Raw genomic sequence first — 6,543 nt, 5'->3', positions numbered from 1 at the left:
AACGCAAGACGCCGATCAAATACGATAAGCGGAGATACAAGCGGCGTAACCGCATCGAGATCATGTTCGGCAGGCTCAAGGACTGGAGGCGCGTCGCGACCCGCTATGACCGATGCCCCAAAGTGTTCCTCTCAGCCATCGCCCTCGCGGCTCTCGTCATCTATTGGTTATGAATCCTGACCCTAATGTAGCGGCTGAACTTCTCTAGGAACATATGGCCCTCGTTTTACTCGTAAGCTACGATGCACGCGTCCGTTGAGCAAGATCATAGAAAGCACAGGAAGAATTTTGGTTTGTCGGCAAACGTTTTCTTCTGCCGCTACGGCAAACTCTCGGCGGCTTTCGGCTGTTGAGCATAGTAGGCCGCGACAAAAGATCACGTCTTCGTGAGCATCGGCGGGGCCAGAACGCCCCCTAAACAACCACCGCAAAAGCAAGAGTAGGTTGTTAGTAGGAGTGGTGCTATGCCAATTTACCCAATGAAATCAAGGGTGATTGGCTCCGGCGGTAGGGATCGAACCTACGACCAATTGATTAACAGTCAACTGCTCTACCGCTGAGCTACGCCGGAACATGTGGGGCGTATAGCAACCACTTTCGGGGCCGTCCAGAGGGATTGTCGCAAAATTTTCACCGCAGCGAAAAAACCGATTCCGGCGTGATCGCGACAGGTGTTTCGACCGCGCCAAGCTGGTGCAGCGCGATCAGGTGGGCCAGCACGTTGCGTGTCGCCGCCGGTAGCAGCATGGGCGGGACGTCATAGATTCGCCGCGCCAGATCGGCGGCCCCGGCCGGCCCTTCACGCAGTGCGGCGATGATCTGCGCGGTGCGGTCGCGGCGGTGGTGGCGCAACTCGGCGATGCGGACGGCGGGGGTGTCGACCGGCGCGCCGTGTGCGGGGATCAGGCGGGCAGGGCGCAGCGCCTCGATCCGGTCGAGGCTGCGGAAATAATCCAGCAGGTCACCGTCAGGCGGTGAGATCAGCGTCGAGGACCAGCCGAGAATCACGTCGCCGCAGAACAGCTGGTCGTCCCAGAGAAAGCTCAGGTGATTGCCCATGTGGCCGGGCGTGTGGACGGCGGTCAGCGACCAGCCGGCCCCTTCGATCCGGTCTCCGTCGCGCAGCAACCGGTCGGGGCGGAAGGCGGTATCGCGGCCCTCGCCGCCGCCAGCCGTGTCGGCAAGTGTCTGCATCAGGGGCGAACGCCCCGCATCAGCATCGCCAAAGGCCAGCACCGGCGCGCCGGTCGCTGCAGCAAGCGCGGCGGCCCCGGCTGAATGATCCAGATGCGCATGCGTTACCAAAATCTGGCGGATCTTGCCCGCACCGGCCGCCAAAATCGCCTGAATGTGACTGTCGATCGCGGGGCCGGGATCGATGACGACAAGGTCATCCTCTCCCAGCAGAAACGTATTGGTGCCCGGCCCGGTCAGGGGCGAGGGGTTGGGGGCGAGGATCGTCTGCAGCATCGTGCCGGCTTTTCCTTCACGGTTTCGATGACTAACTTAGCGGCGACAGGCAGGGGGTTCCATGCAATTCGGACCGGATTTCGGGTGGTTGAAGCGGCTTATGCCGCGCGGGCTTTATGGGCGCGCGGTGCTGATCCTGCTGCTGCCGGTCTTTACCATGGTGCTGGTCGTGACGGTGATGTTCCTGCAGCGCCATTTCGAAGATGTGACGCGGCAGATGACCGCCTCGGTCGCCGTCGATCTGAGCTTTGTGGAACGGCGCATCGATCAGGCGCCGAACATGATAACGGCCGAGATCGCGGCCCGCGACCTCAGCGCAAATCTGGATCTTCAGTTCGAGATGCCTGGGGCGCCAGTCGCCGATAGCCGGGTGTTCTATGATGTCTCGGGCCGGATCGTTGCGGACGAGTTGCGCGACCGTCTGCGCGGTCTCGTGGCGGTCGAACTGGGTGATCTCAGGCAGGTTCGGCTGGGGATGAACGGCGCATTCGGCCCCTATACGCTGACCTTTCAACGCAGCCGGGTCAGTGCCTCGAATCCGCATCAGCTGCTGGTTCTGCTGGGCTTTACCGCCGCGCTGATGACAGTGGTCGCGGGGATCTTCCTGCGCAACCAGTTACGCCCGATCCGACGGCTGGCCCTTGCGGCCGAGGATTATGGACGCGGCCGCGTCACCCCCTATCGCCCCGGCGGCGCAATCGAGATTCGCAGCGCCGGTACCGCCTTTCTGGATATGCGCAACCGGTTGGAGCGGCTGGCAGAGCAGCGCGGCATGATGCTGAGCGGGATCAGCCATGACCTGCGCACGCCGTTGACCAGATTGCAGCTGGGCCTGTCGATGCTGTCGCCAGATGTCGAGCCCGATGCCGAGGAAATCACCGCCATGCGCCGCGACGTTGACGAGATGTCGCGCATGATCAACGCTTTCCTGGCCTTTGCCCGTGACGCCGCGCAAGACGGCGCGGCTGCCGAACAGGTGGCGCTGCTGCCTTTTCTTCAACGCATCATTGATGATGCCGCACGCAGCGGGCAGGAGATCGAACTGCTGGCCCCCGGCGTCACCCCGCAGGACAGCGCCACCTTCCGGCCCGACATGCTGCGCCGCGCGGTCGAAAACCTGATTGGCAATGCGCGGCGCTATGGCAGCAATACCCGGATCGAACTGGCTCCCAGCCCGCGCGCCGTTCGCATCACCGTCGAGGATGACGGCCCCGGCATCCCCGAGGATCGCTATGAGGAGGCGCTGCGTCCGTTCAGCCGCCTTGATCCCGGCCGCTCGCGCAACAAAGGAGAGGGCGCGGGCCTTGGCCTTGCCATTGCCGCCGATACCGCGCGCATGTTGGGGGGGCAGCTACGGCTGGGGCGCAGCGCTGATCTGGGCGGCTTGCGCGCCGAGATCGCGTTTCCGCGCTGACGCCACCGTTGCGGTTTGCGTGGGAGTATTCCGCTGGCGGCGCGCGTGGTAACCCGTGATGTCATGCGACAACTTGAAATAGAAGCCGGGCATGCCGAGCGGGCAGGGGACTGGAGGCGGGGTGCCGCCGTTTGGGCCTTGTGAAAGCCCCTTTCGCGCACCATATCCATTGCCGCAGCACCCAGTATTTGCGGGGTGCGCGTTGTTGACAGCACAGCCGATTCCGCCTATAGCCCGCCCGACCTGATGGGTTCTTCCCCCTCGGGATCCAGAACCTTACGGTCGAGATTCAGGACAAGCGCCTGAATTTACTGGATAGCCCCTCTGTCCCCTCGGGAACGGATGGGCTTTGGCTTTTTGCGATTCGCGCAACTGGCCGTCGAGAAGCAGCGCATCCAGCCGGATGCGAGTATTGACAGAGCAAAACGGGGAACCGAATGCCTACGATTCAACAGCTGATCCGCAAACCGCGGCAGCCCCGGGTGCAGCGCTCGAAGTCGCAGCACCTTCAGGGTAATCCGCAGAAGCGCGGCGTCTGCACGCGCGTCTACACCACGACGCCGAAGAAACCGAACTCCGCTATGCGTAAGGTCGCCAAGGTGCGCCTGACGAACGGGTTCGAAGTCATCTCCTACATCCCGGGCGAAAAGCACAACCTCCAGGAACACAGCGTCGTGCTGATCCGTGGCGGCCGTGTAAAAGACCTTCCGGGTGTCCGTTACCACATCCTGCGCGGTGTGCTGGATACCCAAGGCGTAAAAGATCGTCGTCAACGCCGTTCGAAATACGGCGCGAAGCGTCCGAAGTAAGGAGAGACACAGATGTCCCGTCGTCACGCCGCTGAAAAGCGCGAAGTGCTGCCCGACGCCAAGTATGGCGATCGCGTCCTCACGAAATTCATGAACAACCTGATGGTTGACGGCAAGAAATCGGTCGCCGAACGCATCGTCTACAGCGCGCTCGAGCGTGCACAGTCGAAGCTGAAGCGCGAGCCGGTGGAAATCTTCCACGAGGCGCTGGAAAACGTGAAACCTTCCGTCGAAGTGCGCTCGCGCCGCGTCGGTGGTGCCACCTACCAGGTTCCGGTCGAAGTCCGTCCGACCCGCCGCGAGGCGCTGGCAATCCGCTGGCTGATCACCGCTGCGAAGAACCGCAACGAAAACACGATGGAAGAGCGCCTTGCAGGCGAGCTGGCCGATGCCGTCAACGGCCGCGGCACCGCCGTGAAAAAGCGCGAAGACACGCACAAGATGGCCGACGCCAACAAGGCGTTCAGCCACTATCGCTGGTAACCGGAAGGAAGGCCCAATATGGCACGCGAATATCCGCTTCAGCGTTATCGTAACTTCGGCATCATGGCCCACATCGATGCCGGCAAGACGACGACGACCGAGCGTATCCTTTACTACACCGGCAAGTCCCACAAGATCGGCGAAGTCCATGACGGCGCGGCGACCATGGACTGGATGGAACAAGAGGCCGAGCGCGGCATCACCATCACGTCCGCGGCCACGACGACCTTCTGGCAGCGCCACGAAGATGCCGACTATGCCGAAGATGTCTCGGCGCGTAACCGCTTCAACATCATCGACACCCCCGGCCACGTCGACTTCACTATCGAAGTCGAACGCTCGCTGGCGGTTCTGGATGGTGCGATCTGTCTGCTCGACGCCAATGCCGGCGTTGAACCGCAGACCGAGACGGTGTGGCGTCAGGCTGACCGCTACAAGGTTCCGCGGATCGTGTTCGTCAACAAGATGGACAAGATCGGTGCCGACTTCTTCAACTGCGTGAAGATGATCAAGGACCGCACCGGCGGCACCCCGTGCCCGATCGCCCTGCCGATCGGTGCCGAGGACAAGCTGGAAGGCATCGTCGACCTGATCAAGATGGAAGAATGGGTCTGGAAGGGTGAAGACCTCGGCGCAAGCTGGGTTCGTCAGCCGATCCGCGACGAGCTGAAAGATCTGGCCGACGAATGGCGCGCCAACATGATCGAACTGGCCGTCGAAATGGACGACGACGCCATGGAAGCCTATCTGGAAGGCAATGAGCCGGACGAAGACACCCTGCGCAAGCTGATCCGCAAGGGTACGCTGTCGCTGTCCTTCTTCCCGGTCATGGCTGGTTCTGCGTTCAAGAACAAAGGCGTACAGCCGCTTCTTAACGCCGTGATCGACTTCCTGCCGTCGCCGCAAGACGTCCCCGTCCTCAAGGGCTTCAGCCCCGATGACGAAACCGAAGAGCGCAACATCGAGCGTCCTGCCGATGACACGGCGCCCTACTCGGCGCTGGCGTTCAAGATCATGAACGACCCCTTCGTCGGCTCGCTGACCTTTACCCGCATCTACTCGGGCACCCTGAAAAAAGGTGACCAGATGCTGAACTCGACCAAAGGTCGTCGGGAACGCGTCGGCCGGATGATGGTCATGCATGCCATCAACCGCGAGGAAATCGAGGAAGCGTTCGCTGGCGACATCATCGCGCTGGCGGGTCTGAAGGAAACCACCACGGGTGACACGCTGTGCGATCCCTCGAAGCCGGTGGTTCTGGAAACCATGACCTTCCCCGAGCCGGTGATCGAAATCGCCGTGGAACCGAAGTCGAAAGCTGACCAGGAAAAGATGGGCCTCGCCCTTCAGCGCCTGTCGGCCGAAGACCCGTCCTTCCGTGTTGAAACCGATCTGGAATCGGGTCAGACGATCATGAAGGGCATGGGCGAACTTCACCTCGACATCCTGGTCGACCGCATGAAGCGCGAGTTCAAGGTCGAGGCGAATATCGGTGCCCCGCAGGTGGCCTATCGCGAGACCATCTCGCAGCCGGCCGAGATCGACTACACGCACAAGAAACAGACCGGTGGTACCGGCCAGTTCGCGCGCGTCAAGCTGGCGATCACCCCGACCGAGCCGGGCGAAGGTTATTCGTTCGAATCGAAAATCGTCGGTGGTGCGGTTCCGAAGGAATACATCCCGGGTGTCGAAAAGGGCATCAAGTCGGTCATGGACTCCGGTCCGTTGGCAGGCTTCCCGGTCATCGACTTCAAGGTCGCGCTGCTTGACGGTGCGTTCCACGACGTCGACTCCTCGGTCCTGGCCTTCGAAATCGCCTCGCGCGCAGCAATGCGTGACGGTCTGAAGAAGGCCGGTGCGAAACTGCTCGAACCGATCATGAAAGTCGAAGTTGTGACGCCGGAAGAATATACCGGTTCGATCATCGGCGACCTGACCTCCCGTCGCGGGATGGTCCGTGGTCAGGACACCCGCGGCAACGCGAATGTCATCGACGCCTTCGTGCCGCTGGCCAACATGTTCGGCTATATCAACAACCTGCGTTCCATGTCTTCGGGCCGCGCAGTGTTCACGATGCAGTTCGACCATTACGACGCCGTGCCGCAGAACATCTCGGACGAGATCCAGAAGAAATACGCGTAATCAAGGCGGTGCGGGGGAAACCTCGCACCCTACCACCCCCGTAGGGTGCGTGCTGGCACGCACCGTCACTTACAAGGAGCTTTGCAATGGCAAAGGCAAAATTCGAACGGACGAAACCGCACGTCAACATCGGCACCATTGGTCACGTTGACCACGGCAAGACGACGCTGACGGCTGCGATCACCAAGTATTTCGGTGACTTCAAGGCCTATGACCAGATCGATG

The 6,543-nt window shown here is 61.6% G+C and carries 7 protein-coding genes and 1 tRNA gene; 6 read left to right on the top strand and 2 right to left on the bottom strand.

The features are described from left to right. Positions 1 to 173: transposase (locus G7044_RS17790; protein WP_166330198.1), on the top strand; the 173-nt coding region annotated here is incomplete at its 5' end. A 323-nt stretch (positions 174 to 496) separates the two neighbouring features. Here G7044_RS17790 and G7044_RS17785 read toward each other — a convergent pair. Both G7044_RS17785 and G7044_RS17780 read right to left on the bottom strand, forming a co-directional pair. Next, a tRNA-Asn gene (locus tag G7044_RS17785) sits at positions 497 to 571 on the bottom strand. A gap of 59 nt (positions 572 to 630) precedes the next feature. Then, entirely contained in the window at positions 631 to 1,470 is an 840-nt protein-coding gene (locus G7044_RS17780; protein ID WP_166331344.1) for an MBL fold metallo-hydrolase, read from the bottom strand. A gap of 61 nt (positions 1,471 to 1,531) precedes the next feature. Between G7044_RS17780 and G7044_RS17775 the strand changes: the two genes are divergently transcribed. The 5 genes from G7044_RS17775 to G7044_RS17755 all read left to right on the top strand — a co-directional run. Next, on the top strand, positions 1,532 to 2,884 hold the full coding sequence (locus G7044_RS17775) for an ATP-binding protein (protein ID WP_166331342.1): 1,353 nt from the start codon (positions 1,532 to 1,534) through the stop codon (positions 2,882 to 2,884). A 437-nt stretch (positions 2,885 to 3,321) separates the two neighbouring features. Beyond that, entirely contained in the window at positions 3,322 to 3,693 is a 372-nt protein-coding gene (rpsL, locus tag G7044_RS17770) for a 30S ribosomal protein S12 (RefSeq protein ID WP_166331340.1), read from the top strand. Positions 3,694 to 3,705: 12 nt separating this feature from the next. After that, positions 3,706 to 4,176 (top strand): 30S ribosomal protein S7, encoded by a 471-nt coding sequence (gene rpsG / locus G7044_RS17765; RefSeq protein ID WP_166331338.1) that lies wholly within the window; start codon positions 3,706 to 3,708, stop codon positions 4,174 to 4,176. 18 nt (positions 4,177 to 4,194) lie between these two features. Beyond that, positions 4,195 to 6,318: an elongation factor G gene (gene fusA, locus G7044_RS17760; RefSeq protein ID WP_166331336.1), complete on the top strand. Its 2,124-nt coding sequence runs from the start codon at positions 4,195 to 4,197 to the stop codon at positions 6,316 to 6,318. 86 nt (positions 6,319 to 6,404) lie between these two features. Beyond that, on the top strand, positions 6,405 to 6,543 hold a 139-nt coding region (locus tag G7044_RS17755), incomplete at its 3' end, for a GTP-binding protein (protein ID WP_235931319.1).

The sequence above is a fragment of the Paracoccus xiamenensis genome, from assembly GCF_011308835.1.
In the GTDB taxonomy this organism is placed as follows: Bacteria; Pseudomonadota; Alphaproteobacteria; order Rhodobacterales; family Rhodobacteraceae; genus Paracoccus; species Paracoccus xiamenensis.
This window is presented reverse-complemented; position numbering and strand designations above follow the sequence as displayed.

Bases quoted from the DNA above. Each gene is read 5' to 3' on its own strand.
- rpsL (WP_166331340.1), top strand. From the start codon at position 3,322: ATGCCTACGATTCAACAGCTGATCCGCAAACCGCGGCAGCCCCGGGTG.
- fusA (WP_166331336.1), top strand. From the start codon at position 4,195: ATGGCACGCGAATATCCGCTTCAGCGTTATCGTAACTTCGGCATCATG.
- G7044_RS17780 (WP_166331344.1), bottom strand. From the start codon at position 1,470: ATGCTGCAGACGATCCTCGCCCCCAACCCCTCGCCCCTGACCGGGCCG.
- rpsG (WP_166331338.1), top strand. From the start codon at position 3,706: ATGTCCCGTCGTCACGCCGCTGAAAAGCGCGAAGTGCTGCCCGACGCC.
- G7044_RS17775 (WP_166331342.1), top strand. From the start codon at position 1,532: ATGCAATTCGGACCGGATTTCGGGTGGTTGAAGCGGCTTATGCCGCGC.